Below are 24,209 nucleotides of genomic sequence, written 5' to 3' on the forward strand. Positions count from 1 at the left end.
TTTCAATGCCGGTAATACAGACCAAAACCAAGCTAACAGAAGAGCTTAAAAAATTAAAACACAAGTTAGACCTAGGTCTTGTACCCACTATGGGCGCACTACATAATGGCCATGCATCTCTTATAAAAAAAGCGGTTGAGCAAAATAACAATGTAGTGGTCAGTATTTTTGTTAACCCTACACAGTTCAACAATAAAGAAGACCTAGATAAATATCCAAAAACTCTAGATGCCGATATTAAATTAATTTCGGAGATATCAAATGATATCATTGTATTCACCCCAGAAGTTTCTGAAATATACCAAGAAAACATCGTCCCTAAAACATATGACTTTGACGGATTGGATAAAGTTATGGAAGGCGAATTCAGAGACGACCATTTTAACGGAGTAGGCACTATAGTAGAAGAATTGTTTAAGATAGTACAACCATCAAAAGCATACTTTGGCGAAAAAGATTTTCAACAATTACGCATTATCCAAAAACTTACCGAAATACAGCATATCCCCGTAGAAATAATAGGATGCGAAATTGTAAGGGAAGGTCATGGTTTGGCCATGAGCTCCAGAAACGAAAGGTTAAGTAAAAATACACGACAAAAAGCTGCACTTATATACGAAACACTAAAAACTGCCAAAAACAAATTTGGCACGGAAAATGCTTTAATAATCAAAGATTGGGTGAACGATCAGTTTAAAAACAATAAAGATTTTAAACTAGAATATTTTGATATTACGGATGTTGAAACATTGACCCCGATCAAGAATAAAATAAAAAGTGTAAAATACAGGGCATTTATTGCCGTTTATGTTGAAAACGTAAGACTAATAGACAATATAGCCCTAAATTAAAATAAGATATGCAAATAGAAGTAGTTAAATCTAAAATACACCGGGTAAAAGTTACCGGTGCTGATCTTAATTATGTTGGCAGCATTACAATTGATGAAGATTTAATGGATGCCGCAAATTTTATTCGTGGCGAAAAAGTACAAATCGTTAATAATAACAATGGGGAAAGATTAGAAACGTACATCATACCCGGCCCTAGAAAAAGCGGAGAAATTACCTTAAATGGCGCAGCAGCAAGGAAAGTAGCTGTGGGCGATATTCTAATTTTAATTTCTTATACTTGGATGGATATTGAAGATGCCAAAAAATTTAACCCCTCTTTGGTTTTCCCTAACGAAGCCAACAATCTTTTAACGTAAAAGTTGACAAATTCCCTTAAAAAAAATCTCAAGACCATACTCCCAATAGCACTGGGAGTTTTTTTAGTTTGGTACTCGTACAATTCAACAACACCAGAAAACAGAAAGGAAATTATTTTCTACATTAAAGAGGCTAATCCACTTTATGTTTCTCTTTCTATTTTACTAGGTATTTTAGGTCATATTTCTAGAGCAATAAGATGGAATTATCTTCTTGAACCCTTAGGGTACAAACCTAAACTCATCAATAATATCCTTATAATCCTAACCTCTTACTTTGCCAACTTAGGTATTCCTAGAACAGGTGAAATATTAAGGGCCACGGCACTAACCACTTATGAAAACGTGCCTTTTGAAAAAGGTTTCGGCACCATTGTAACAGAAAGGGTTGTTGATGTGATTATGCTTCTTTTAGTAGTTACGATTGCATTTTTACTACAGACCGATGTGATTATGGGTATTCTACAAGAACGCGGCTTTAATGCAACCGGACTCATATTTCTTGCCTTGGGCGGAATAGCTTTATTCTTTGTTTTTATATTTATCATAAAAAAATCTAAAAGTGCCTTTGCCCAAAAAATCAGAACATTCGTAAAAGGACTTCTTGACGGCGTGTTCAGTATTTTTAAAATGAAAAATAAATGGTTATTTATTTTTCATACGTTCTTCATTTGGGGGTGCTATATTGGTATGCTTTGGATTATAAAATTTACCGTTCCAGAAACCCTATCACTCACCCTTAGTCAACTCTTGGTAGCCTTTGTAGCCGGGGCTTTCGCCATGGCAACTACCAACGGCGGTATTGGTCTTTACCCCATTGCCGTAAGTGGTGCTCTGGCCATCTTTGGGATCAGCGAAGTCTCTGGTGACGCCTTTGGGTGGATAATATGGATAGCACAAACACTAATGATAGTCGTTTTTGGTGCAATATCTTTTCTGCTATTACCGTTATTGAAAAGTAGTAAATAGTTTATTCAACTTATAATTACCTTTTATGCGCTATGTAGCTTTAATATTCGCAGTTTTATTTGGGATCAGCACTTATGCTCAAGTAAAACAAGAAATCTTCGAATCTTTTAAACTCCAAGAACGAAGAGATGTAAACTACTATTTTCCGGAGAACATGGATGAAAGCAAAAAGTACCCTTTAATTATTGTACTTGACGCTGAATATCTGTTTGAACAAGTAGTGGCAAACTCAAAATTCTATAGTCGTTTTCATGGCATGCCCCAAAGTATTGTTGTTGGCATTAACCAAAGTGAAAATGACCTAAGATATGAGGATTGCGCATTTGACCTGGATAGCGGCCTTCCTTCTGAAAAAGGCAAAAGCTTTTATGAGTTTATTGGTATGGAACTTATTCCTTACCTAGATCTTAACTATAGCACAGCCCCATTTAAAATGATTGTTGGCTATGATATTACTGCTAACTTCATGAACTATTGGTTGTTCAAGGACAATTCTATATTTGATGGTTATGTAAGTATCTCACCTACTCTTGCTCCAGAAATGGAAAGCAGACTACCTATGCGTTTAGGTACTTTTGAAAATCAAATATTTTATCAGCTAATTATTGAAGGCGAAGCCAGCAATGGCAAGCAGCGAATTTTAGCCATGAACAATGACCTTAAAACTATTAAAAAAGAGTCTTTACATTATTTCTTTGATGAATATTCTAATGCAGATCATATTTCTGTGGCTACCTACGGCATTGGAAAAGCTTTTGATAATATTTTTGGGATGTTTAAACCTATTAGCCCAAAAGAATACAAAACTCAAATTTTAACCAGTGAAGAACCGGTTTATACCTATTTAGAAAACAAATACCAAGGCATTGTAGATATGTTTGGTTTTAGCAAGCCCGTTGAATTAAACGACATTATGGCAATATATGCGGCATCTAGAAAGAAAGAGGATTTTGAGTCGTTAAAACCATTATCCGATCTCTGTAAGGAAGAATACCCAGAAACCATGTTAGGTTTTTATTTTGAAGCTGAATACTATGAACAACTTGGCGAACCCAAAAAAGCATTAAGAACATTTGAAAAGTCATTTCAAATGGAAGAAATAGATTTTTTAACCAAAGAAATGGCCCTTGAGAAAATGGATGCACTAAAAGCCGATTTTGGCTTTTAAAGATTATTATAAAATAAACGGCTAGTCCCAAATTAGCCCAACCTACTTAATTATGATTAAAATTGACGCAATGTACTTCGTGTTTTCCGGAGTGCTCTTTACTTATTTTGGCTTAAAAGGCGAATTTATCTTAGCCTATAACGGTATTGCCCTATTTATGGCATGGGCATCATTTTTCCTCGCCTTTAGCGCATTTAAAAAAGAAAGATCGAGTAAAAATTAAGCTATAATTTCATTATAGAATTTACTCATTTCAAACTTCTTGCTACCTTTAGCCACTTTTTAAAAGCTAAAGATGGCCAAAACAAAAACTGCCTTTTTTTGTCAAAATTGCGGTACTCAATACGCGAAATGGGTAGGACAATGTTCTGCTTGCAAACAATGGAATACCGTTGTTGAAGAAGTAGTGCAAAAAGAGGAAAAAACAAGCTGGAAAACTCCTTCCCAAACCTCTAAAAGAGTCTCTAAACCTCTTCTAGTAAATGAAATAAGTATTGAGAAAGAAGTTCGCTTAAACACTTTTGACCTTGAATTCAATAGAGTTCTTGGTGGTGGTCTAGTACCTGGTGCCTTGGTTTTGCTAGGTGGTGAACCTGGTGTTGGTAAAAGTACCCTTCTACTTCAAATAGCATTAAAACTACCTTATAAAACACTATACGTTTCTGGTGAAGAAAGTCAAAAGCAAATTAAAATGCGTGCCGATAGAATTCACCCAAACAGTGAAACCTGCTTTATTCTTACGGAAACAAAAACACAAAATATTTTTAAACAGATCGAAGCAACAGAACCTGATATTGTTGTTATTGATTCTATACAAACACTCCACTCAGATTATATTGAATCTGCTGCAGGTAGTATTTCTCAAATACGAGAGTGTACCGCTGAACTCATAAAATTTGCAAAAGAAACCAATACACCCGTTATACTAATTGGACATATTACAAAAGATGGATCTATTGCAGGACCTAAAATTTTAGAACATATGGTTGACACCGTTCTTCAGTTTGAAGGGGATCGCAACTATGTATATCGTATTCTAAGGTCTTTAAAAAATAGATTTGGATCAACTGCAGAACTTGGTATTTATGAAATGCAAGGCAGTGGTTTGCGCGAAGTAAACAACCCGTCTGAAGTATTGATTTCTAAAAATGACGATGGCTTAAGTGGTACCGCAATTGCATCAACAGTAGAAGGTATGCGCCCGTTACTTATTGAAATTCAAGCATTGGTCAGCACTGCAGTTTATGGAACACCCCAACGCTCTACAACAGGCTATAATGCCAAAAGATTAAATATGTTATTGGCCGTATTAGAAAAGCGTGCCGGCTTTAAGCTAGGCGCTAAAGATGTTTTCTTGAATATAACCGGAGGTATTTCAGTAGATGACCCAGCTATTGATTTAGCCGTTGTAGCTGCTATTTTATCAAGCAATGAAGACATACCCATAAGCAAAGGCATTTGTTTTGCCGCCGAAGTTGGTCTTGCAGGAGAAATTAGACCTGTACAACGTGTAGAACAACGAATTCTTGAAGCTGAAAAACTGGGTTATGACACTATCATTATTTCAAAAAGCAATAAAATAGGTCTTAAATCGACCAAAATTAAAATCTTATTGGCTTCTAAAATCGAAGAAATTGCGGGTAATTTATTCGGCTAACGCTTATCTCTCATTATTCTAGCCAATACCATGATTATAACTATTACAACTAGAATGAGTACAATCTGTCCAAATCCGACTTTTATAAATACTAGGCTTTCCATATTACGGTGCTGGGTTAGGTATTGAGTTATGAATGGCTTCAATTTCTTTTAAAACCTCTTCGGATAAATCAACATCAATACTTCCAATATTTTCTTCTAACTGTTTTAAACCAGTAGCCCCAATAATGGTACTAGTTACGAAAGGTCTTGTATTTACAAAAGCCAAGGCCATTTGTGCTACGCTAAGACCTTGGGCTTGCGCCAAATCATAATACTTTTTTGTTGCCTTAACAGCGCTATCACCCACATATCTATTATACTGAGGAAATAGGCTTAAACGAGAGCCTTCTGGCATTCTACCGCTTAAATACTTTCCACTCAATGCCCCAAATCCCAAAGGGGAATATGCTAACAAACCTACTTGCTCCCTCATGGAAATTTCTGACATACCCACTTCAAACAACCTATTTAATAAACTATACGGATTCTGAACGGTTATTGTACGTGGCAATGAGCTATGTACTTTACTTTCCTCCAAAAAGCGCATGGTACCCCAAGGTGTTTCGTTAGATATGCCCACGTGTTTAATTTTACCTTCATGAATTAAATCGCGCATGGTTTCTAAAACCTGATGAATGTTATCTTCCCAATGGTCAGAGATATCATGCTTGTATCCTCTTTGACCAAAATAATTGGTACTTCTATCTGGCCAATGTAGTTGATATAAGTCGATATAATCTGTTTGTAAACGCTGTAAACTTCCTTCAACGGCATCTGTAATAGATTCCCTGGTAAAACCGGTAGTACGAATAAACTTCGTCATATCGGCTTTTCCGGCAATCTTAGAAGCTAATACAATATCCTCTCTGTTACCATTTTTCTTAAACCAATTACCTATGACTTTCTCTGTAGCCGCATATCTATCTTTATGTGCAGGGATGGGATATAACTCGGCAGTATCTAAAAAATTAATGCCTTTGTCTATGGCATAATTAATTTGTTCATGTCCCTCTTCTTCGGTATTTTGATTACCCCAGGTCATGGTACCCAAGCATATTTTACTTACTTCAATATCTGTATGCGGTAAATTGGTATAGATCATTCAGCTTAAAATTTGCAATCTTTAAATGCAAAACTACTAAATATAATTAGGGCACTTGTATTCATTTGGCTAACTCTCTACCTCAATTAAAATAGGGCAGTGATCACTATGCTTTGCTTCTGATAAAATTACAGATCTAGACAACCTCTCTTTCAATGTGGAAGCTACCATGGCGTAATCTAAACGCCAACCCTTATTGTTATTTCTGGCATTGGCTCTATAGCTCCACCAGGTATAATTATCTGGTTCAGAATTAAATTCCCTAAAACTATCTATGAATCCGCTTTTCATAAAATCTCCAATCCATTCTCGTTCTACAGGCAAAAACCCTGATACGTTTTTTAACCCTACCGGATTATGAATATCTATTGCCTCATGACAAATATTATAATCACCAAGAATTATTAAATTAGGATGGGTCTTTTTAAGGGCATTGGCATACTCTTGAAAATCTGCCATGTACGTAAGCTTAAAATCTAAACGCTGTATATTTGTCCCTGAAGGTAAATACATGCTCATAATAGAAATATCTCCAAAATCTGCGCGAATATTTCTTCCCTCAAAATCCATATAATCAATACCTGTACCAAAAACTACCGTATCTGGCTCCGTTTTAGAAAGTATAGCTACCCCACTATAGCCTTTCTTTTGAGCGCTATACCAATAATTATACTTATAACCTGCTGCTTCAAATAATGAAAGGTCTAGCTGATCTTCATTTGCCTTAATTTCCTGCAAGCAAACGACGTCTGGTGATACTGCACCTAACCATTCCAAAAAACCCTTTCTTAACGCAGCCCTTATACCATTTACATTATAGGATATGATTTTCATCTATCTTCATTTTTGTTTAAAAATAAAAAAGACTAGATAAATAAAGGTGAATACGTTCTATTTAAATTCCTATTTCTTCCCTTTTAAAAAAACTAAACATCAATTTCATTTAGCGAACACCATCTCATAAATATGCTCATTCTTTATCAAGATGTATTATTTATACCAATCTATACATTTTCTTAAGCTTTTACAACATTAAAGATATTACAATAACAACGGGTACAAATGATTTACTAGACGCCTAAAAATTATTATTAAATTAAACGATCACCTAAACAGAAACCTTAATATGGTAGATTTTCAAAATGATTTTATGCTCCAAATCGGTTTATCTTTAAGTTATCGCTTTTAATAGGTATTTTTGGGGTTTTACATCCTATGAAAAGAATAATTTCCCTCCTGTTATTTACATCTTTTTCCTTAAGCTTTTTTGCACAAAACACCTTTAAAAACGATAGTATTACCCAATTAAACGAAGTTATTGTAATAGATACGCTAACTGCTAAAAATGCTATTGGTATTATACCATCGCAAACCATAGGCGCTACTACATTCGCCAATTACAGTCCCGTTGATTTTATAAGCTCCATTAATCAAGTTTCTGGTCTTTATGCTTTATCTGGAGCGCTGAACACCAACAGAATAACTATTAGAGGTGTTGGCTCTAGAACATTATATGGTACAGACAAATTAAGACTTTACTATAATAACATTCCAATTACCAATGGTACCGGTTCTTCAACCATTGAAGCTTTTGATTTAGAAAACCTTACTTCTATTGAAGTAATCAAAGGACCAAAAGGAACAGGGTTTGGCACTAATTTAGGTGGAGCAATTATTTTAAACACGAAACAATTAAGCAACCAGCCTACCAAGCTTACTAATAATACCACTATAGGTTCTTTCGGTTTATTAAAAAACAGTTTAGGGTTTACACACGCGCAAGAAAATTTTTATATGACCTTTCAATACGGACATACAGAAGTAGATGGTTATCGCGATAACAATAGATTTGAACGTGACGGATTTCTTTTGAATACCATCTTTAAAATTTCAGAAAAAAGTGAGGTGGGACTATTGATTAATCACATTGATTACTCCGCCCAAATAGCCAGTTCTATAAGCCAAGAAGATTTCGATGAAAATCCTACACAGGCTGCATTTACATGGAGAGCCGCACAAGGCTATGAAGACAACAACTACAGTCTTATTGGTCTTTCTCACACCTATCATGTAAATTCCAAATTAAAAAACACTACGAGCTTATTTTACACGTATTTAGACCACTATGAGCCTGCACCCTTTAATATTTTAGATGAATACACTAATGGATATGGCATTAGAACACTGTTTTCTGGCAACATATCTATTTTAAACAATGTTCTTTCTTACACTTTTGGAAGTGAGCTCTATAAGGATGAATATTCTTGGAAAACATTTGATAATCTTTATCAGGAAAACAACGGTAATGGAAGCTTACAAGGAGATAGACTATCTCAAAACAAAGAATTTAGAAATCAGATTAATGGTTTTGCTACAGCATCCTATTCTTTACCAAACAAATTAACGGCACAATTAGGGTTAAACATCAATAAAACTCAATATGACTTTAGAGATTTGTTCAACTCAGGTGAAAGTAATACAAGTGCTAAAAGAGATTTTAACACCCTATTCTTACCAAGCCTAGATGTTAATTACGCCGTTACACCAACAAACCAACTTTACGCAAATATTAGCCGTGGTTTTTCAAACCCTGGTTTAGAAGAAACGCTAACCCCAGACGGAATCATAAATCCTGATATTGTTCAAGAAATTGGCACAAATTATGAAATAGGTATTGAGCACAAAAGTAAAGACGATCGACTAAAATTAAATGTTGCGGCTTATATCATGCCCATTAAAAATTTATTAGTTGCCAAACGTGTTGGTGATAACCAATATATTGGGCGCAATGCAGGAAAAACAAGACACCAAGGTATTGATCTAGATTGGAGCTACCGCGTTAACCTAACCGATAAAATAACGATTTCACCATTTATAAGCTATACCTATAGCAACCATAAATTCGTTGATTTTATAGACGAGGAAGCTGATGAAGATTATTCTGAAAATATTTTAACCGGTGTGCCTAAAAACAAAATTAATTCTGGAATTCAAACCAATTTTGGAAATGGGTTGTTTGTAAATATGACCCATCAATTTATAGATGAAATACCATTGACAGATGCAAATTTACTTTATAGCGACTCTTTCAATTTATTAAATATCAAAGTAGGCTATAAAAATCAAATTACGGAAAAACTACGTGTTGGTTTAGATTTTGGCATCAATAACCTGACAGATACAAAGTACGCACAGTCCGTATTAATAAACGCTACCGGATTTGGAGGAAATGCCCCAAGGTATTTCTACCCTGGGAACACTATTAATTATTATGGTGGCGTAAAGTTGACCTACACCCTTTAATCTATTCCATTTTCTTTAACCATGTTTTCATATCTACGGCATCATGAATAATACCATTCAATGCCGATATGGCAACACGCTCCTGCTCCATAGAATCTCTATATCTAATGGTAACAGTTTGATCTTCTAATGTTTGGTGATCAACGGTAATACAGAAAGGAGTACCATTGGCATCTTGTCTTCTGTAACGTCTACCCACAGCATCTTTTTCATCATAAATAACATTAAAATCCCACTTAAGGTCATCTATAATTTTGTGTGCTATTTCTGGTAAACCATCCTTTTTAAGCAAAGGTAAAATAGCCGCTTTTATAGGGGCTAAAACTGCTGGCAACTTAAGTACTGTCCTAGTGGTGTTGTTCTCCAATTCTTCCTCTTTAAGTGAGTTAGAGAATACTGCCAAGAACATTCTATCCAAACCAATAGAAGTTTCCAATACGTAAGGCACATAATTTTTGTTCACCTCATGATCAAAATACTGTAATTTCTTTCCAGAGAATTTCTCATGACTGCTCAAATCAAAATCTGTACGGGAATGAATTCCTTCTAATTCTTTAAATCCGAATGGAAAACGAAACTCAATATCCGAAGCTGCATCTGCATAGTGCGCCAATTTCTCATGATCATGAAAACGGTAGTTATCTTGACCTAGGCCAAGAGATAAATGCCACTTCATTCTTTTTTCTTTCCAAACCTCATACCATTCTTTCTGTGTACCTGGCTGAATAAAAAATTGCATTTCCATCTGTTCAAACTCACGCATTCTAAAAATGAACTGTCTTGCTACAATTTCATTTCTAAATGCTTTACCGGTCTGGGCAATACCAAAAGGAAGCTTCATACGACCAGATTTCTGAACATTTAAGAAGTTTACAAAGATACCCTGTGCAGTTTCTGGTCTAAGATATAGATCCATTGCACTTTCTGCATTTGCACCTAGTTTGGTACCAAACATTAAATTGAACTGCTTTACCTCTGTCCAATTCTTAGAACCAGACATTGGGCAAGCGATATCCAATTCTTCTATTAAAGCTTTTACATCGGCAAGATCTTCATTCTGTAAAGACTTACCCAATCTGTTTAAAATTGTTTTTCCTTGCTCTTGATAATCTACTACACGCTGATTAGTCTGCAAAAATTGTTCTTTATCAAAAGCATCACCAAAACGTTTTGTAGCTTTTTTAACTTCCTTTTCAATTTTAGCATCAATTTTAGCTACATAATCTTCAACTAAAACATCTGCTCGATATCTTTTTTTAGAATCTTTATTGTCTATTAGCGGATCATTGAACGCATCAATATGCCCAGAGGCTTTCCACGTTAATGGATGCATAAAAATTGCAGCATCTAACCCAACAATATTGTCGTTAAGCTGCACCATAGCTTTCCACCAATAGTCACGTATATTCTTTTTAAGTTCAACACCATTTTGACCGTAATCATAAATAGCACTTAAACCATCATAAATTTCACTTGACTGAAATACATATCCGTATTCCTTTGCGTGAGAAATTACACGCTTAAAATCATCTTCTTGCTTTGCCATGTGGCAAAAATAGAACAATAGCCCAAAAAAAAAATAATTATTTCAATTCAAATTCAGAAGAAGTAATTAAACGCTCATCTTCAAATACATTTAAGGTGTACTTACCCTCCATCAAAGAACCTTCTGGTATGGTAATAGACTCACATAAAAACTGATCTGAGCCGGTGAAAACAAACTCTACTCTTTTACTATAAACGTTTCCATTTACCGTAATGGTATTGGCATTATCTTCAACAATTTGTTTATTGGGATTTAAAAACTGTAGATAAATTACTTTCTCATTATAAGCTTCACTCTCATCTGCCAAAACCGTTACGCAACCTCTTAATTTTTCAATTATAGATGCCTTGTTCGTTTTTGTTGGTTTTGTACCACGAATTAACCTAAAACCACTACCCTCTGAATTAGCCATTTTCAAGTAGCTCTTTGTCTTTAATTTCTGATTAAGCTCTAGAATTTTTCTTCTTTGTAAAGCTTCTGCTTCTGCTAAAGAAATGCTATTTGCCCTTAGACTTTCTATTTGCTTACGAGACTCGTCATACTTATCAGTAAGCAACATATTATTATAACGTAAAAAATTGTTCTTCAAAAGCAAACTATCGTTTTTAGATTCTAACCTACGTAATTCAGTCTTGAATTCTCTCAACTTTTGAACCGTAAAGTTTAAACGACCTACAGAATCTAAAAGCTCTTGCACTTTAAACTTAGAATCTTGCAGCTCTATCTCGTTCATCTCACTTTTAGCGGACAAACGATCTACATTTGCTTTCATGATGGTTAAATCCTTTACAAGAATTTCTTTCTCTTGCTCTAAAAAGTTTATTTGGGCATTTGATTGGGCATAACTATAGTAGAATGCTATTAACAATGCTAAAAGTACCGCAACAAATGCTGCCAGTATTATTTTATAATTGAATTTATTATCTTGACTGTCCATTTATAAAGCAGGCTGTAGGTTGATTAATCTGTAAAATTTGATGAAAAACAGGATTTCAAATATACTAAAGGATGTTACCACCGTGCTCCTACCTATATCATGTTTTGGATGTAATGCACGATTATATAGAGGAGAGGTGCTTCTCTGCACATCTTGTCGACATCAATTACCGCTTACCGAGTACACTTTTAACGATGAAAATGCTGTTGACCGTATTTTTTATGGTCGAATTAACATTAAAAAGGCAAATTCATTCTTATTCTTTACCGAAATTGGAATTGTAAAAAACTTAATACACTTTTTAAAATATAAGAATCAAGAAGCTATTGGGCATTTTTTAGGAGATTGGCATGGGCATATTTTAAAAAAACAAGGTCATTTACCAAAAATTGATTTTGTAATTCCCGTTCCTTTACATCGAAAAAAACTTAAAAAAAGAGGGTATAATCAAGTAGCGCTTTTCGCAAAGCAGATTGCCTATCATATCAATGCCACTTACAGTGATGACATTTTAATAAAAACCGCTAACACTAAAACGCAAACTAAAAGAAACAGACTAAGCAGATGGTATGACAACAGGTCGTTATATGAAATCAATAATGGAGAAACACTAACCAACAAAACCATACTTTTGGTTGATGATGTAATTACCACCGGCGCTACTATGGAAATTTGTGCCAACACTTTCAAAGATATTGAAGGTCTTGAAATTTACATTTCTAGCATGGCAGTTGTTCCATAGAGTAAGATTTCTATTAAATATGTTGTTTCTTTGTGGTCGATAATTATACTAATGGGCAGAAAAATTCTAGGTTTCTTATTTGTTTTTGTCATTGTACTGGTATCTTACCAATGTGCACAACGAGGCACGCCTACAGGTGGGCCAAAAGACATTACACCACCAGAACTGACACGTGCAGAACCTCCTAATCTGACCACTAATTTTACTGGACAAAAAATTAGATTATATTTTAACGAATTAGTAAAGTTAAAAGATATTCAAAAACAACTTATTATATCTCCCCCTCTAAAAAACACACCAGTTCTTTCGCCGATCGGTAATGCCAACAAATATATTGAAATCACTATTAAAGATACACTTGAACCTAATACCACCTATACTTTTAACTTCGGTCAAGGAATTGTAGATAATAACGAGGAAAACCCAAAATCTTTTTTCACCTATGTTTTCTCAACTGGCAATTATATTGATTCATTGGAGCTTTCAGGAGTGGTAAAAGATGCCTTCAATAAAAAAGTAGATGATTTTGTTAGCGTTATGCTTTATAAAATCGATAGTAGTTATAACGACTCTACCGTTTATAAAAGACCACCTAACTATATTACAAATACACTGGATAGCGCCATAATATTCAAGCTTAAAAATCTAAAGGAAGGCAAATACGCTTTATTTGGTATAAAAGATGCCTCGAGCAATAATTTGTTTGACCAGAAAACCGATAAGATAGGTTTTGTAGAAGACACTATTAGTTTACCCACTGACTCTATCTATCTTCTAAATCTATTCAAAGAAGTTCAAGATTATGGTGTAGCCGTACCTAGCATGGAAGCCAGTAATAGAATAAGTTTTGGGTATTATGGTGAAGCTGAAGATATTAAAATTGAAACACTCACCGAAATACCTGATACGGTTAGAACAAAAATTTTAAAAGAAAGAGAAAAAGATACCTTGAACTTTTGGTTTACCCCCTACGAAATGGATTCTCTTCTTTTTACCATTACTAATGAAAATTTAAAAGTCAAGGATACCTTTAAAGTGAAAAATAGAAAAGTTGCATTTGACTCCTTAAAAATTTCCATGAGTCAAAATGGAAACATAGCAATGGATCAGCCTTTAAACCTATTAAGCAACACACCATTAGTTAGCTATGACAGTACTAAAATAAAATTGATGGATAAAGACTCTGTAGAAATAGCCTACAGCCTAAAATTGGATACTATTGAAAATTTATTAAATTTTAATTTTAAAGTTGCTCCTTCCCAAAACTATAGAATGGAACTTGTGCCCGGTGCGGTCACAGATTTTTTTGAAACAACTAATGATTCAGTTGCATACTCTTTTAGAACTAAAAGCCTTGCTGATTATGGTAATCTAACTTTAAATATAAATGGTGGCAATATTGTATACCCCATAATTGTGCAATTAACCAATGAAAAGGGCGATTTACAACGTGAAATTTATGCTAAGAAGCCGCAAGCATACATTTTTGACAATCTTGACCCCGGCCAATACCAAGCACGTGTGATTTTTGATAGAAACAAAAATGGCAAATGGGACACTGGTAATTTGCTAGAGAAAAGACAACCAGAAAAAATAAGTTACTATCCTAATTTAATTGAATTACGAGCTAATTGGGAGAAAATAGAAACCTTTAATTTAATAGACTAAACCCATCACGATCGTCTAGAAAACGAAATTTTTTTCTAACTAGGTTAATTTCATTTTTAAATAACTCAACAATAACAGTCTCTTCTATTTCAGAAAGCAAAAGCAACTCTCCAAGAGGATCATATACGCTAGTATGCCCTGAGTATTTATGCCCTACCTTGTCTTCACCTATACGATTTACACCAATACAATATACCATATTCTCAATAGCCCTAGCTTTCAAAAGAGCATTCCACGCATTAATTCTAGGTGTTGGCCAATTTGCCGTATATAATAATACATCAAAATTTTCCGTATTTCTACTCCACACAGGAAAGCGAAGATCATAACACACTAAAGGACAAATAGAAAATCCCTTATAATTCACAATCAATCTTTCCTTACCTGAGGAATACTCTTTATCCTCACCTGCCAACGTGAATGTATGCCTTTTGTCGTAAGTTTCAAATGTTCTGTTTGGTTTTACAAAAAAAAGCCTATTATAATACTTATCATTTTCGTAGAATATAATACTTCCAACTACTGCGGTATTTTTGGAGTGAGCAATATTCTTCATCCAATCTAGAGTCTTCAACCCTTCTTCTTTTTTAATATTACCGGGCGACATGGAAAAGCCTGTAGTGAACATTTCTGGCAAAACAATAATATCAACAGGTGCAATAATTTGATCAATTTTGGTTTGAAACATTTCCCTATTAGCAACCGGATTCTCCCAATATAATGTAGATTGAATTAAGGCAACTCTTAACCCATTGTTTTTATTCTCTTTCATAATTTTACTCTAACATATCAAGAAAAGCACTTAAACCTTGGGTTTTAGCATGATCCAATGCACTGTTCCCCCTATTGTCTTTTATCGTCTTATCCGCACCATTAGCTATTAATAATTTAGCTATCTCTAAACGGTTAAACTGAACGGCATAAATCAAGGAAGTTGCACCCATTGCGTTACGCTCATTTAATTGAGCTTTTTGTTCTATTAACATCTTTGCTATATCTGTAAAACCCTTGAAACAAACCCCCATTAAAGCAGTGTTCCCAGATGCGTCTACAGCATCGATCTTTGCACCTTTGGCCAACAGTAGCACTGCAATTTCTTTTTCATCATAATACGTAGCCAAAATCAAAGGTGTAGACCCCCTAGTATCTTTACTATTGACAAGTACAGGGTTTTTTTCTAACATAGCCTTAACCTTGTTAAAACTACCTTCTCTAATTGCCTTAAAAAAAAACTCGTTCATAGTTTTTATATTTTAAAATTATCATTGTTCTATAGAAATTGAAAATATTCAAAATAAGATGTATTTTCTTACTGAGTAATATTTTTTTCTTACCTTAAATCAAATACGTACCTTTAATTTAAAATGTAAGAATCTTTGAAAACATTAGCCATTGACTTTCTTTTAGCAGAGTCCCCCAATTCAATTGCTATCGTAGATACTAAGTTAAACTTTATTAGTTACTCTAACCAGTGGCAACGTAATTTTACCTTAAACAATACCGATATAACAGACAAACATCTATTCGATGTAACCATAGAAACGCCTGAGCAATTTAAAAAAGCCTTAAAAAATGCGGTAAATGGAAAGGATAACGTGAATCCTGGACAAAAATATATTTTATCAAACGGTGAAGTCCAGTGGTTGAAATGGAAAATTTTGCCATCAACTTATGAGACTCATGGTTTTGACGGAGCCGTTATTTTTTTAGACGATATAACTACCGATAAAAAGGAAATTGAACTACTACATAAAGCAGAAGAAGTTGCTAGAATAGGTTGCTGGGAGCTTGATCTGAGAAGCGGTTTGGTTAACTGGACAAAAACCACCAAAGATATTCATGAAGTAAGTGAAGATTTTATTCCAAATTTAGAAAACGGAATAAATTTTTACAAGAAAGGTATTCATCGCGAAAATATTACGCACCTAGTAAGTACTGCCATTGCCGAAGGTAAAGCCTTTGACACCGAATTAATAATTATTACTGCTAAAGGCAATGAAGTATGGGTGTCTGCCAAAGGTGAAGTAGAATTAATAAATGGCAAAGCTGTTAAACTCATTGGAACTTTCCAGGACATTGACCAAAAAAAGAAGATTCAATTAGCTCATGAAGAAATATCTGAACGGCTTAAAATAACGACCCAAACAGCAAAAATTGGAAATTGGGATTACGATATAGTCAAAAATGAAATTACATGGGATAGGGAAATGTATAAGATTTTTGATGTTAATGAAAATGAATTTTCAGGGACATTTGAAGCTTGGTCATCAACCTTACATCCAGACGACAAAGAAAGAGCTTTACAAGCTACCCGAGAAGCCGCTGAAGGTATAAAGGATTTTGATGAAGAATTTAGAATAAAACATCAAAATGGAACAATAAAACATATAAAAGGCATATCCAAAACCATTAGGGATATAAATGGTAAAGTGATTAAAATGACCGGGGCAAATTGGGACATTACTGAACTTCGCAGTATAGAACTTAAGCTGGCCAGAAGTACCAAATCCTTTACAGAAACCTTTGAACACTCTGCAATTGGAATGGCTCTGGTAGCAACAGATGGCTCTTGGATAAAAGTTAATAATAGCTTATGCAAAAGTTTAGGCTACTCTTCAAATGAATTTTTAAAACTAACATTTCAAGACATTACCCACCCAGAAGATTTATATAGCGACCTATCATTGCTTGAAGATGTAATCAAAGGCCGAAGAGATAGCTACCAACTAGAGAAGCGTTATCTTCATAAAAATGGCAATCTTATATATGCAATTTTAACGGTCACTTCTGTAAAAGAAATTGAAGGAGGGGTTTCTCATTTTATTTCTCAAGTATTAGATATTACCAATAGAATAGAATCTCAAAAAAAACTAGAAACATTAGTTGAAGTCACCAAAAGTCAGAATGAAAGCTTAACCAATTTCGCACATATAGTATCACATAACCTGCGTTCTCATTCAACAAATATGACCATGCTTACCAAGTTTTTAAGGGAAGAGGAAGATGAAGACGAACGGAAAAATCTAAATAAAATGCTAACAAGTGCTACGGATAGTTTATCAGAAACCATTGCACATTTAAATGATGTCGTACAAGTTAAAACAGGCGCTCTTGAACAACTACAAAGTGTTAGCGTTTTAAACACCGTTCACCAAATTACGAAAAGTATAAATGGCTTGCTTGAAGAGCAAGATGCAACCTTAAATATTGATGTTTCTAAAACACACTTTGTCAATGCAGTACCAGCATACCTAGAGAGTATATTTTTAAATATTCTTACGAACGCTTTAAAATACCGCTCTTTGAATAGAACTCCGGTCATTGAAATAACCTCTAAATTAAAAGAGGATGACATCGTTATTTCCTTTACGGATAATGGCCAAGGGATAGATTTAAATAGACATGGAGGTAAGATTTTTGGCATGTACAAAACATTTCATAAACATAAAGATGCTAAAGGTATTGGGCTATTTATCACTAAAAATCAAATAGAATCCATGAATGGTACTATTAGTATTAAAAGCGAAGTCAACAAAGGAACTACTTTATTCATTAAACTAAAACAGAGCTAATTAAAATTGATTATGAAGAACGTTAAAACGTGTTGTATCATAGATGACGATCCTATATTTGTATATGGAACCAAACGAATCATTAAAGAAGTAGGTTTTGCCACATCTATTTTAGTCTATACCAATGGACAAGATGCTCTAGACGGGCTAATGAAATTGTGCGTTGCCAATGAACCATTACCAGATGTGATATTTTTAGATTTAAATATGCCTGTTTTAAATGGCTGGGAATTTCTAGATGAATTTAAAAATTGTCAAAGCCCAAGATCCAAAAAAATCGTAATTTATATCATTAGTTCCTCGGTAGACCCAAGGGATCTAGAACAGGTTAAAAATTATGAGCAAGTTGATACTTATATTTTAAAACCCATTACCCCAGATGATTTAACTAAAATATTAGGAGCTCCAGTAGAAAGTTAATCTAAAAACTATATTTTTAACAATGTCATTGTTAATAAAAATGAGTGTAACTTATTTTTATTAAATATTTGTTTTTAATAATTTATATACCTTAGTCATTTACAGATTTAGGCATCTAAAATCTAATTTAGATTTACTTTTGAAATAATTAAAAATGAGCATATTTTCTAGTTGTTGTATTATTGATGACGACGAATTTTTTTCGATTAGCAGTAAGAATATCCTAAAGCAGCTTAACTTTAGTGACAACATTTTATATTATTCTGGAGGTCAAGAAGCTCTTGATGGTTTAATTGGTTTACTTGTAGAAAACATCAATTTACCAGAGGTCATCTTTTTAGATTTGAATATGCCTAATAGAGACGGATGGTCTTTTTTAGAGGAATTTGAAGAACTACCTGAAGATAAAATAGGGCATATTAAAATTTATATCACCAGTTCTTTCATTAGCCCTAAGTACATGAAAAAAGCCAAAGATTACAAATTGGTCAAAGACTATATTGTAAAGCCTTTAACCCAAAATACCGTTCAAAAAATTATCGATTCGAAAGACATAACGTAATTTTATCTGACACCCGGATTAAAATCTAACGGAGCATTTTGAGGCTGGTTTATGGTACCCTCGGCACCAGTATCATTATAAATTAACCATTCAGCTGAATTAAAATCGGCATTGTTAATAGCTATTTCTAGTTTTCTTACAGCTCTACCATCTTCAAATTCGTGGTTGGTACTGCTACCATCTTCACCAATAACCCCAAAAATATCTACAACAGAATAAAAAGGGTCTACTAATACAATGGTATCATCGCCATTAGAATCTGCCGGTGAATTTGTGCCTACAGAAACATCAGGATCAAAGCCGTAAACATTTTTAAATTCTTCTACATTGGGAGAAATTATTAAGAACCCCCTGCCAGATATTTCATATTCAGACAAGTCTATTTTTGAACTTACTTCAATATTATCATTGGTGTAACGTTCCAAATTCCAACCTTTTAAAGATAAGCTTTCTTCTGATGCGTTATAAAGCTCTACAAACCGTGCGCCTGCATTATTGTCAGGGTCGGCAATCTCAGATATTAAAATTGATGAAGAAGTAAATTCGTCTATAAAATCTTCACATCGTTCTTGTTCAAATTCAAGATCATTTACACTACGAATGATTAGCTGATATTGATTATTATCTTTTGTCAATAATCCGGTAGCAGTTCCCTTTTTATCCGGTAGAATCTTAGATTGAAAATCAGCATATCCACTGTTTACCATCATCAATTCGTTATCAAAACAATCTACAAGGGTTCTTATCGTCTCCTCTTCTTTAATAGCGAAAGTCTCCCCAAGTTCTTCTTGTTTAATTTCTACATTATTTATGACGATCAAGGTATTTAACATAGCATTGCTTAATTCTGAGATAACAGCTGAAGTAGGTTCTATACCAATATTTGCTTCACAAGAGATCAACACATGGTCAAAAACAACATTTTTAGGCAGCCTACCCACACTACGGTTTCCAAAAGAGGTAAATACACCACCAATTTTATACCCCTCATTAGACTGTCCTAAATACAATCCTTTTAGTTTTATGATGATTTGTTGACCAACATCAAAGAACAAATGAGCATCTCTTAATTCCAATTCTATCTGCATACCTTCCGTAGGATTTTTTGACTCATCCTGAAAATGAATGGTATTAAAAAAATTACCTGCTTTATCTGATGATATTACATAGCCCTTAACTACTAAATCTTCATGAATCTGCCTAGTCTCGCCAGCATATAAACCTTTTAATTCCGATATACTGATGAATGTAAAATCAGAATCTGAACAACCTGTCTCCGGTGTGTCAAATTCTCTGTTCTTCACACATGAGAAAAACATGGTGATTACAGTAATTATTATAACATATTTATTTAAACTAAGATTCATACAAATTTCTTGATGCCTAAAAACTAAAGGCAAAATTTAAAAAATAGGTTCTTCCGAAACCATACCAATATTTAGGTGCAAAAGACGGATTGCCACTTAAGTTATCTTGCTTTAGCTGACCATAATTTCCATTTCTACTTTGCTCGTAGCCACCAGTTCTAAACGTGGTATCAAAAACATTATTAATACTGGCAAATACACTTATGTACTTCCCTTTCTTAAGCCAAGACTTACCGCCCACCATATTCAATGAATAAAAATTATCAAGTAGTTTTTGTCTCAAAAGCTTCTGTACATTTTCATCTGTTGCATCTGGGAATTTTAGTTGTGTCTCCGGATCAATTAAAAAACTTTGGGTTCTAGTAATTGTAGAAATATTGGCATAATTATTAGCCAAGTAATTGGCTGAAGCACTTACCCACCAATATTTAGGATCCCTATATGCTATACCTACTGCAATGGCCTTTTGCGGACCTTGCGCTAGCTTGTATCTCTTTACGGCAGACTGACCTAAAAATTTAGAACCAGATATATCTATCAAATCTTCTGCTGCACCCGCAGTGTCAAAATTAATAGTCACAAAAGGATTACTGGCATATTCATGTTTTGCCACTGAAGCAACTAATGATAAATTAACAGCGCTAGATAACTGATATTCCAAACCAAGTTCAACACCCATATGTAATTTGTCTAAATCAGTGATTACTTCTTGCACAAAATCTGAACCCACCCCAGAATCAACGAAAAAGAAATTTACATCTGTCGTATTTTGAAAACGTGTATAAAACCCAGTTAATCTACCCGTCAACTTTGGCATTCTAAGAAAATAATTAGCATCTATACTGGTAATAGTTTCGCTCTGCAAATTGGGAACAATAGCATTGTTTTCTCTAGGATTTATAAATACATTTTGTAAAACAGGTGCTTTATTGATCATGGCCGCATTAACAGCAGCCCAATGCCTACCAGTTATAGAATACAATGCACCTGATTTTACTGACCAATTTAAAAACTTAACCTGTTCGCTCTTTCCTAAAGAATTATCTACAAAGCGTTCATTCTTAAACAAGCCTTCTCTTTGATAATTAGCCATAGCATACTTTCCTGACACAAATGCCTTTACCTTATTAAAGTGGGCATTTAATTGGGTGTACATATCTGTATGGCTTCCGTTTAAATCATAATTATAATTGAAAATTTCACCTTCTAGTTTATGTACATCAGTTGAGACATCATTTAATGTTTCTGAAAACACATCTATATCTTTATGATACTCTGCCCCTACGAGGTCATCTATTTGAGCATAGTTATTAGAGTTTAGTTGGCGGTGTGTTAAACCAATGTCAATTTTTAAATGACTATCAATATTTATATTGGCCGTCGCCCTTACCGTTAATTGATTGTCTTTAGTGGTATCGTCATATAACACATAAGCCGCTTCCCCGTTCTGACTTATACTTGTATTCGCTTTATAAATGGTATTCCAGTCAAACTGTGGATGTTCAAGGAAACCTTCTTCCGCCTGTATGGCACTTTCATAATTTGCGCCAATAGGGCTGTTCAAATAAAAACTGGGTAAATATCGGTAATACGTAGGGTCTGGGTTAGGAGCATTATAATACCCTAGGCGGCTCCTTTTATATACACCGGTTTGGTAACCAATACCTGCCTTAATTTGAAGTTTGTTAGATTCGTGGTGGTAATTAATTAAGAACAATGGCTCTCTAATGTGCCTTTCCCTAGAATTTCTAATTTTTCCGTTTTGAATACCAACATAAGGGTTATACCTATTTCCTTGTATTCCTTGTACCTCTTCTGTTATTGCAGACGAGCGTCCTCTTCTATTAGACGCCATTATTACAGTTCCCAAAATTGTATTCTTTTCATTTAATAGATACTCCATTGAACCGTAGACAGAATAAGAATCATACAAGGTACCATCCATATACCCTTCTTTTGCCCACCGCCTAGAAGCAGAAATAATGTAGGCGAGTTTTTCATCTTTAACTCCAGAATTATAGGTTGCCATTAGTCTGCCCCTATACGTTCTGTTAGACAAAGAAGATGATAATCTTGTGCCAGACCGTAATCCTGATGGTCGTAAATCTATATTCGTATTTCCTAAAATGCCTCCAAAAGTAAAATCTGAAGCTTCTAAACCGTTCGCATATTGTTGATTTCTTATAACATCGTTCAATCCTCCCCAGTTATTCCATTGCGGTCTGCCGTCATACATTTTATTCATGGGCAACCCGTTCAAATGAACTTCTCCATATTGAGAATCATAACCTCTTACCCTAAAAAATGCCTGACCAAAATCAAACGCAGCTCTATTTAAAAAAATATCTCTCGTTGATTGTAATAAAGCCAGCGCATTAGAATTTATCTCATCATCTAATAACTCATCATCAGTTATATTAATTAGGTTAATTGATTTCTCTATGGTTATATCTCGATCTAAAAATATTACCCCTAAATCAATGCTGTTATTATTGAGAAATACGGGTATCCTTTTAATGTTATAATCAGTAAAAGAAATTTGAAGTATAAATTCTCCTTTATGTGAAGTGACAAGTTGAAACTCTCCTAACTCATTCGTCTTTGTGGTTATTGATTCGCCTTCCAAAACAACCATTACGCTTGTAATCAATTCCTTACCAATATTTTCTTTTACTACCCCAGATATTGTAATGGGACTTTGAGGATAAAGCAAACATATTTTAAAAAATAGGAATAAAAACAAGAAATACTTGACCATGCTATACGTAAAAGCTTATTAATGAGCTATTAAGATACTGTTTAAGAAATAATTAACGTGAAAATTCCGTATACTCGTACATTATTAAGTTAAAATGCTCTCTATAATGCGATTATTAGTCTCCATTCTCTTACTCTTTCCTATAGGTACGTTTTCACAAAACGCTAACACTTATCAAATTAGAACAGTGGCATTTTACAATCTTGAAAACTTATTTGATACTAAAAATGATTCTTTAATTTATGATGATGATAGAACTCCAGAAGGAAAAGACAACTGGACAGAAGAACGCTATTTGAAAAAAATAGAACATATGTCTAAGGTTATTTCTGAAATTGGTTCAGCGGATAATAAAACCGCACCTGACATTATTGGCGTTTGTGAAGTAGAAAACTTAGGCGTTTTAGAAGATTTAGTTCTTCATAAAAACATCGTAAAATTTAACTACGGAATTATACATTTCCAATCTCCCGATGAACGCGGTATTGATGTTGCCCTACTTTATAAGAAAAATGCATTTGTTCCTGTAAACTTCAATAGCCATAGATTACTACTTTATAACTTAGATGGGAAACGAGACTACACCAGAGACCAACTTATAGTTGAGGGACTATTAGATACTGAAAAAATATACTTTATGGTGAATCATTGGCCCTCTAGAAGTGGTGGCGAAGCAAGAAGTAGACCCTTTAGACTAGAAGCCGCTAAATTAAATAAGCGCATTATTGATTCTATTCAAAGGTTAGATATAGAAGCTAAAATTATAAGCATGGGAGATTTCAATGATGACCCCATTGATCCTAGTTTCAAAAAAATATTACAAGTTGAAAAAAATTATAAGAATTTGGACTCTTTAAGTCTTTACGGACCTATGGAAAAACTTTATAAGAAAGGAAGAGGCTCGTTAGCCTATAGAGACAAGTGGAATTTGTTTGACCAATTTTACATGACATCAACCCTTATCAACAAAGAAAAAGAAAGTTATAATTATTGGAAGGTAGGGATATTTACTTCCTCTTATTTAATAGACCCAAAAGGAAAATATAAAGGCTATCCGTTACGAACATATGCAGGAGGGAGTTATATAGGTGGTTATAGTGACCACTTTCCAGTATACCTACACCTCATTAAAAAGCAAAAGTAAAAAACCAACCAACTAAATATTTGGTTAGTTTTTTACTGCT

At 34.1% G+C, this 24,209-nt stretch carries 21 protein-coding genes; 13 read left to right on the forward strand and 8 right to left on the reverse strand.

The window, feature by feature from the left end:
- Positions 1 to 5 precede the first annotated feature (5 nt).
- The 6 genes from panC to radA all read left to right on the forward strand — a co-directional run bounded on the left by panC (position 6) and on the right by radA (position 5,004).
- The gene (gene panC, locus BW936_RS00910; RefSeq protein WP_076546449.1) at positions 6 to 851 is read left to right on the forward strand and encodes a pantoate--beta-alanine ligase; all 846 of its coding nucleotides are present in this window, start codon (positions 6 to 8) and stop codon (positions 849 to 851) included.
- Positions 852 to 859: 8 nt separating this feature from the next.
- Positions 860 to 1,210: an aspartate 1-decarboxylase gene (panD, locus tag BW936_RS00915; protein WP_036157224.1), complete on the forward strand. Its 351-nt coding sequence runs from the start codon at positions 860 to 862 to the stop codon at positions 1,208 to 1,210.
- A 3-nt stretch (positions 1,211 to 1,213) separates the two neighbouring features.
- Positions 1,214 to 2,179 (forward strand): lysylphosphatidylglycerol synthase transmembrane domain-containing protein, encoded by a 966-nt coding sequence (locus BW936_RS00920; protein ID WP_076546450.1) that lies wholly within the window; start codon positions 1,214 to 1,216, stop codon positions 2,177 to 2,179.
- A gap of 25 nt (positions 2,180 to 2,204) precedes the next feature.
- Positions 2,205 to 3,347 (forward strand): alpha/beta hydrolase, encoded by a 1,143-nt coding sequence (locus BW936_RS00925; protein ID WP_076546451.1) that lies wholly within the window; start codon positions 2,205 to 2,207, stop codon positions 3,345 to 3,347.
- Between the two features lie 52 nt (positions 3,348 to 3,399).
- A complete protein-coding gene (locus BW936_RS19555; protein ID WP_159438990.1) occupies positions 3,400 to 3,570 on the forward strand; it encodes a hypothetical protein in 171 nt (56 codons plus the stop codon).
- Positions 3,571 to 3,642: 72 nt separating this feature from the next.
- Positions 3,643 to 5,004, forward strand: a complete 1,362-nt coding sequence (radA, locus tag BW936_RS00930) for a DNA repair protein RadA (RefSeq protein ID WP_076546452.1) — start codon at positions 3,643 to 3,645, stop codon at positions 5,002 to 5,004.
- Positions 5,005 to 5,109: 105 nt separating this feature from the next.
- Here the strand turns inward: radA and BW936_RS00935 are convergent, their stop codons facing one another.
- Positions 5,110 to 6,150 (reverse strand): aldo/keto reductase, encoded by a 1,041-nt coding sequence (locus BW936_RS00935; protein WP_076546453.1) that lies wholly within the window; start codon positions 6,148 to 6,150, stop codon positions 5,110 to 5,112.
- Positions 6,151 to 6,219: 69 nt separating this feature from the next.
- A complete protein-coding gene (locus BW936_RS00940; RefSeq protein WP_076546454.1) occupies positions 6,220 to 6,984 on the reverse strand; it encodes an exodeoxyribonuclease III in 765 nt (254 codons plus the stop codon).
- 381 nt (positions 6,985 to 7,365) lie between these two features.
- Between BW936_RS00940 and BW936_RS00945 the strand changes: the two genes are divergently transcribed.
- A complete protein-coding gene (locus BW936_RS00945) occupies positions 7,366 to 9,453 on the forward strand; it encodes a TonB-dependent receptor family protein (RefSeq protein ID WP_076546455.1) in 2,088 nt (695 codons plus the stop codon).
- 1 nt (position 9,454) lies between these two features.
- Here BW936_RS00945 and BW936_RS00950 read toward each other — a convergent pair whose 3' ends face one another.
- Positions 9,455 to 10,999, reverse strand: coding sequence for a glycine--tRNA ligase (locus BW936_RS00950; protein ID WP_076546456.1), 1,545 nt, complete (start codon positions 10,997 to 10,999; stop codon positions 9,455 to 9,457).
- 37 nt (positions 11,000 to 11,036) lie between these two features.
- The gene (locus BW936_RS00955) at positions 11,037 to 11,936 is read right to left on the reverse strand and encodes a hypothetical protein (RefSeq protein WP_076546457.1); all 900 of its coding nucleotides are present in this window, start codon (positions 11,934 to 11,936) and stop codon (positions 11,037 to 11,039) included.
- A 40-nt stretch (positions 11,937 to 11,976) separates the two neighbouring features.
- Here BW936_RS00955 and BW936_RS00960 point away from each other — a divergent pair, with 40 nt between their 5' ends.
- Together BW936_RS00960 and BW936_RS00965 are read left to right on the forward strand one after the other, a co-directional pair.
- A complete protein-coding gene (locus BW936_RS00960; RefSeq protein ID WP_076546458.1) occupies positions 11,977 to 12,678 on the forward strand; it encodes a ComF family protein in 702 nt (233 codons plus the stop codon).
- A 51-nt stretch (positions 12,679 to 12,729) separates the two neighbouring features.
- On the forward strand, positions 12,730 to 14,346 hold the full coding sequence (locus tag BW936_RS00965; RefSeq protein ID WP_076546459.1) for an Ig-like domain-containing domain: 1,617 nt from the start codon (positions 12,730 to 12,732) through the stop codon (positions 14,344 to 14,346).
- Here BW936_RS00965 and BW936_RS00970 read toward each other — a convergent pair.
- Both BW936_RS00970 and BW936_RS00975 read right to left on the reverse strand, forming a co-directional pair.
- Positions 14,330 to 15,118 (reverse strand): nitrilase family protein, encoded by a 789-nt coding sequence (locus BW936_RS00970; RefSeq protein WP_076546460.1) that lies wholly within the window; start codon positions 15,116 to 15,118, stop codon positions 14,330 to 14,332. The two genes, BW936_RS00965 and BW936_RS00970, sit on opposite strands and share 17 nt — an antisense overlap.
- Positions 15,119 to 15,122: 4 nt before the next feature.
- Positions 15,123 to 15,587: an ankyrin repeat domain-containing protein gene (locus BW936_RS00975; RefSeq protein WP_076546461.1), complete on the reverse strand. Its 465-nt coding sequence runs from the start codon at positions 15,585 to 15,587 to the stop codon at positions 15,123 to 15,125.
- Between the two features lie 135 nt (positions 15,588 to 15,722).
- On the opposite strand from BW936_RS00975, the gene BW936_RS19320 reads away from it, so the two are divergent.
- The 3 genes from BW936_RS19320 (at position 15,723) to BW936_RS01000 (ending at position 18,900) form a co-directional block, all read left to right on the forward strand.
- On the forward strand, positions 15,723 to 17,918 hold the full coding sequence (locus BW936_RS19320) for a PAS domain-containing sensor histidine kinase (protein ID WP_084181945.1): 2,196 nt from the start codon (positions 15,723 to 15,725) through the stop codon (positions 17,916 to 17,918).
- Between the two features lie 12 nt (positions 17,919 to 17,930).
- Positions 17,931 to 18,338: a response regulator gene (locus BW936_RS00995; RefSeq protein ID WP_076546462.1), complete on the forward strand. Its 408-nt coding sequence runs from the start codon at positions 17,931 to 17,933 to the stop codon at positions 18,336 to 18,338.
- A 154-nt stretch (positions 18,339 to 18,492) separates the two neighbouring features.
- Positions 18,493 to 18,900 (forward strand): response regulator, encoded by a 408-nt coding sequence (locus BW936_RS01000; protein ID WP_076546463.1) that lies wholly within the window; start codon positions 18,493 to 18,495, stop codon positions 18,898 to 18,900.
- A 2-nt stretch (positions 18,901 to 18,902) separates the two neighbouring features.
- Here BW936_RS01000 and BW936_RS01005 read toward each other — a convergent pair whose 3' ends face one another.
- Both BW936_RS01005 and BW936_RS01010 read right to left on the reverse strand, forming a co-directional pair.
- Positions 18,903 to 20,267 carry a DUF5689 domain-containing protein gene (locus BW936_RS01005; RefSeq protein WP_076546464.1) on the reverse strand — a complete coding sequence of 455 codons (1,365 nt, stop codon included), beginning with the start codon at positions 20,265 to 20,267 and terminating at the stop codon, positions 18,903 to 18,905.
- 16 nt (positions 20,268 to 20,283) lie between these two features.
- Positions 20,284 to 22,980 carry a carboxypeptidase-like regulatory domain-containing protein gene (locus BW936_RS01010; RefSeq protein WP_244156152.1) on the reverse strand — a complete coding sequence of 899 codons (2,697 nt, stop codon included), beginning with the start codon at positions 22,978 to 22,980 and terminating at the stop codon, positions 20,284 to 20,286.
- 139 nt (positions 22,981 to 23,119) lie between these two features.
- On the opposite strand from BW936_RS01010, the gene BW936_RS01015 reads away from it, so the two are divergent.
- A complete protein-coding gene (locus tag BW936_RS01015; protein ID WP_084181946.1) occupies positions 23,120 to 24,169 on the forward strand; it encodes an endonuclease/exonuclease/phosphatase family protein in 1,050 nt (349 codons plus the stop codon).
- The last annotated feature ends 40 nt before the right edge of the window (positions 24,170 to 24,209 follow it).

It is taken from the genome of Maribacter ulvicola, assembly GCF_900155985.1.
In the GTDB taxonomy this organism is placed as follows: domain Bacteria; phylum Bacteroidota; class Bacteroidia; order Flavobacteriales; family Flavobacteriaceae; genus Maribacter; species Maribacter ulvicola.

Coding starts and splice junctions, on each gene's coding strand:
- panC (WP_076546449.1), top strand. CDS start 6: ATGCCGGTAATACAGACCAAAACCAAGCTAACAGAAGAGCTTAAAAAA.
- panD (WP_036157224.1), top strand. CDS start 860: ATGCAAATAGAAGTAGTTAAATCTAAAATACACCGGGTAAAAGTTACC.
- BW936_RS00925 (WP_076546451.1), top strand. CDS start 2,205: ATGCGCTATGTAGCTTTAATATTCGCAGTTTTATTTGGGATCAGCACT.
- BW936_RS19555 (WP_159438990.1), top strand. CDS start 3,400: ATGATTAAAATTGACGCAATGTACTTCGTGTTTTCCGGAGTGCTCTTT.
- radA (WP_076546452.1), top strand. CDS start 3,643: ATGGCCAAAACAAAAACTGCCTTTTTTTGTCAAAATTGCGGTACTCAA.
- BW936_RS00935 (WP_076546453.1), bottom strand. CDS start 6,150: ATGATCTATACCAATTTACCGCATACAGATATTGAAGTAAGTAAAATA.
- BW936_RS00940 (WP_076546454.1), bottom strand. CDS start 6,984: ATGAAAATCATATCCTATAATGTAAATGGTATAAGGGCTGCGTTAAGA.
- BW936_RS00945 (WP_076546455.1), top strand. CDS start 7,366: ATGAAAAGAATAATTTCCCTCCTGTTATTTACATCTTTTTCCTTAAGC.
- BW936_RS00950 (WP_076546456.1), bottom strand. CDS start 10,999: ATGGCAAAGCAAGAAGATGATTTTAAGCGTGTAATTTCTCACGCAAAG.
- BW936_RS00955 (WP_076546457.1), bottom strand. CDS start 11,936: ATGGACAGTCAAGATAATAAATTCAATTATAAAATAATACTGGCAGCA.
- BW936_RS00960 (WP_076546458.1), top strand. CDS start 11,977: ATGAAAAACAGGATTTCAAATATACTAAAGGATGTTACCACCGTGCTC.
- BW936_RS00965 (WP_076546459.1), top strand. CDS start 12,730: ATGGGCAGAAAAATTCTAGGTTTCTTATTTGTTTTTGTCATTGTACTG.
- BW936_RS00970 (WP_076546460.1), bottom strand. CDS start 15,118: ATGAAAGAGAATAAAAACAATGGGTTAAGAGTTGCCTTAATTCAATCT.
- BW936_RS00975 (WP_076546461.1), bottom strand. CDS start 15,587: ATGAACGAGTTTTTTTTTAAGGCAATTAGAGAAGGTAGTTTTAACAAG.
- BW936_RS00995 (WP_076546462.1), top strand. CDS start 17,931: ATGAAGAACGTTAAAACGTGTTGTATCATAGATGACGATCCTATATTT.
- BW936_RS01000 (WP_076546463.1), top strand. CDS start 18,493: ATGAGCATATTTTCTAGTTGTTGTATTATTGATGACGACGAATTTTTT.
- BW936_RS01005 (WP_076546464.1), bottom strand. CDS start 20,267: ATGAATCTTAGTTTAAATAAATATGTTATAATAATTACTGTAATCACC.
- BW936_RS01015 (WP_084181946.1), top strand. CDS start 23,120: ATGCTCTCTATAATGCGATTATTAGTCTCCATTCTCTTACTCTTTCCT.